The organism is Terriglobus sp. YAF25 (assembly GCF_052113305.1).
Lineage (GTDB): Bacteria > Acidobacteriota > Terriglobia > Terriglobales > Acidobacteriaceae > Terriglobus.
Genome location: NZ_JBFRCY010000511.1, coordinates 1 through 3,457, shown reverse-complemented (window position 1 = coordinate 3,457; position 3,457 = coordinate 1). Strand labels below are relative to the sequence as shown.

The 3,457-nt window shown below is 58.6% G+C and carries 1 protein-coding gene and 1 pseudogene; both read right to left on the bottom strand.

What is annotated here, in order from left to right; genetic code table 11:
• A partial coding sequence (locus tag AB4043_RS19050; RefSeq protein WP_442307785.1) for a glycosyl hydrolase occupies nucleotides 1-2,604 on the bottom strand: 2,604 nt, incomplete at its 3' end.
• A 115-nt stretch (nucleotides 2,605-2,719) separates the two neighbouring features.
• Nucleotides 2,720-3,457, bottom strand: a pseudogene (locus tag AB4043_RS19045) (TonB-dependent receptor); the annotation flags it as partial.

Sequence of the window (3,457 nt, the reverse complement as noted above, 5' to 3'; positions counted from 1 at the left end):
GTACACCCCTGTTCCCGAGAAGTATTTACTGCCATCAATCTCTGTCCAGCTCTTCAACTCCGTCAGCCGCACAGATTCTCGTCCTGGAATAGCCAGAGACCAATCTGCCTTGACCGGTTCGGTGTGTACCAGTTGCGGAAGATCTCCCGACGCGCTGTGTTGCAGAAAGACAATCGCAACCGAACCATACGCCGGCAGCATGATGGAAACGTTACTGCGCCCATCAGGCATCCGCTCAATCCGAGTGCGATGTGCCGAACCCGTTACCGGATCCCAGATCTCGGCGTCACCTGTGGCACGCAAAGCAATCGTGAAGTTCTTCTCTGTCGCGTAGCTGCTGCGCRGGTAGTAGATCTGTGTCCCCGCGACCTGCCGATGAATGGCATCGACGCTATCCGTGCTCACCGGCGCAAGGCGCACATCACCCGAAGTGATTGTGACGTCGGCAGGCACGCGCATCCGTTGCAAAGCCTCATGCGCGTTGTCCGTACAGAAGACCGTTCCCGCTCCATACCGATGGGACAGTCCCTCCTCGCATCCCTTCCATATCTGTGCAATTAGCTCATCAAGCTTTCTCTTCTGCACATCAGGCAGATTGCCCGTACTCGACACCGGCGGCAGGGAGATCACGGTCCCTCCTGCGCGCAGATAGCGCTCGACCATCTGCAATGCCGCTAGTGAGATCCTCCGCGTGCGTGGCAGCACCAGAGCACGCCAGTGCACACCGCTTGGTCCCACCAGCTCATGTCCTGCAATGTGGATCGTGCGCAGCAGCGCATCTTCGTTGGTGACGTCATAGTCGTATCCAGGCAGTACATGCGCCGGGTCGTCCGCCTTCAGGCGCACGAAGTTCGGAATATGGTCGCCATAAAAGTACAGGACGTCGTTCACCGCCGTGCCCTGCTGCATCAGGAACTGAACGCGATTCAGATAGCTGAAGAATGGTCCACCGTCGTTCCACCACGTCACCTTTGGGTTGAGGTGGGTTCCTGCAAAGTACTCTTGCCCTGGCACGCCAGACTCTGCCGGGCTCGAAGTGAACTCATGCCACACAAGGCGATTCATCCCCTCGGTGATCGCCATATCGAAGCTGGGCTTCAGATCCGTTGCCAGAGACTCTGACCACTGCGGTCCGATCGCGGTCTCGCCCTCCTGCGCTACGTAATGCTGGCCGTAGATATTCGCCGCGGACGCTGCCTGCTTGGTAAAGAAACGCTCGTTATCCCCATGCCGGTGAGGATTTTGCGACCAGAACTCTGTCTGAGGGACTGCGGCATGACGGAATGTCTCCAACGCATCGATGGGAGCTCCATGCGGCCCGCCGCTCTCCGCCTGCACTCCCAGGCCATGTTGTCCGGCCATCTGTGCGAAGACGTCATAATGATTCGCCACGATCAGGTCGGCGACCGTGCGCCGCAGATCCGTAAGAAAGCGTGTCGTTATTGAGCGACCTCCCAGAATCCGGCCGGCGAGCACCGGCAGATAAGGAATCGGATCATACCCCCGGCGCTGCCGGAACTCTTTGTCGAATCCATCCGTCCAGTTCGTTCCACCTAACTCCCAGCTATCCGTCGCCAGGTACTTCAAGCTGTGAAAGGGCTTCGCCGCGACGAGCAGTGGATCTACATTTGTCTCCCAATAGTGTTGAAAGGCGCTGCGGCTCATGTGGTCGATCGCGAGGCCCTTCCACGTATCGCTTGAGGTCGAGACCTGTGCCCCAGTGTTCGCGTATCCCACCGTGAAGATCTCCCATTCGCCCGCGGGAAGATCCAGATGTAGCTTGCCATCAGCAGCGGGTTGCACCCGCCGCACCTCGGCAAGAGAGGCATCGGCATATCTAGCCTCATCGCGGAAGGTTGTATCGAGCCCGTCGTCCAACATCGCCGAGCTGTCGTTCATGCTGAAGCCGCTCTCCGCTGCGGCTGCGCGAAACCGAATGCTGCTGGAATACCCGTCGGCCACGTGCTGCTCCGCTGCCGTATGGTGATCTCCCTGGCCGTCCTCCAACTCAGGAGCCTTTTCCTGACCATGATGAAGCGGATATGCCAGCACGGCGATCTGGCGATAGAACATTCCCTGCGTGTGCTGTGGCTGCGGAACGTCCACCTCCTGTGCTGTCCCACCCTTCACCCCCGTTGTGGCGAAGGTCAGCGCCTTCGATGCATCTTCCGGTGTTACGGTCGGCCCGCCCAGGTTCCAGCCGCTCATAATGTTCAGCGTGATCTCGAGTTCCAGTCTGTCGGCCTCGCGCAACGCATGCGTATAGAGCGCAACCCATGCGGCTGAACCGAACTTCGGCCCGGCTGGAACAGGGGCGTGACCGTTCTGCGTCGCTCCGCCGGCGTCCACCAGCAACGCTCCTCCAAATCCTTTGGCCTTCATCTCCGTCAGGTCGCGCGTAATGGTGGCCTTATCAGTGTTGCCATTCAGCCACCACCAGTAGCAGCGCAATCGTGCCTGCGGAGGAGGTGTTTTAAATCCGGCGCGCAATGTGGCAATCGAGCTTGTCTGGGTCGCACTACCCGGTGGCGTAGCGCTTTGGGTATAACCGAGCGTCGAGGTTGCAGCGAAGACAAGACCGGCCAGCGCAGTTGAAACATGCATGCAGAGAGAGCCCTTGAATCGAAGTGTACTGAAGTTATGTGATGCGCAAAAAACGCGTGTGCGCAAGAAAGCCGCGGCCGTGAATCTGGCCGCGGCTTTGCGGAAGGTACTACGGTTAGAAGTTGATACGCGCCGTCAATTGCCCGATACGCGGATCGTTTGCCTGCGTGAGTGTCACCACACCAAAGGTCGAGCTGCCCAGACCGGTTCCCGGACCACTGAAGTTCGGCGTGTTGAAGACGTTGAAGAACTCGCCACGGATCTCAAAGCTGGTTCCCTCACGAATCTGGAACGTCTTGAAGAGCGAGGCATCCACCAGAGGATGAATCCTCTGCCGAATGTTCAGCACCGACGAGTTATGCTGCGTGGTGTATGCCAGCCGCTGGCGATATGCCGGGACAGGCGAGAGCGAATCGCATGCCGGAGCCGAAGACGTGGACTGCACATTCACCCCCGACGTGTTCTGGTAGCAGGTATTGAAGTAACGTCCATACGAGGCATTCGCTTGGGTCACCGGCCCAATAATGTCCACGTTCGAAGGCGCCGAAATCAGTCCTCCGTTCTGCGCGCGCATCACACTGTTCAGCTTCCATCCGCCCAGCAGCAGACGCTCGGCATAGTTCATTCGCGAGAACTTCGGAAGTTCCAGCGTTCCAAAGACGTTCGCCGCCAATGTTGCATTTCCATCCTGAATCGACGCCAGCTTGGTGTCGAACGAATTCAGATAGCTGGTGTGCAGCATCGTCTTCGCCCAGGTGAAGTTGCCCTGAAGCGAGAAGTGGTTCTTCATCGGCCGCTGCACCTGGATCTGTAGTGCGTTATAAGGCGCGCTTCCCACGGAGGTGTACTGCGC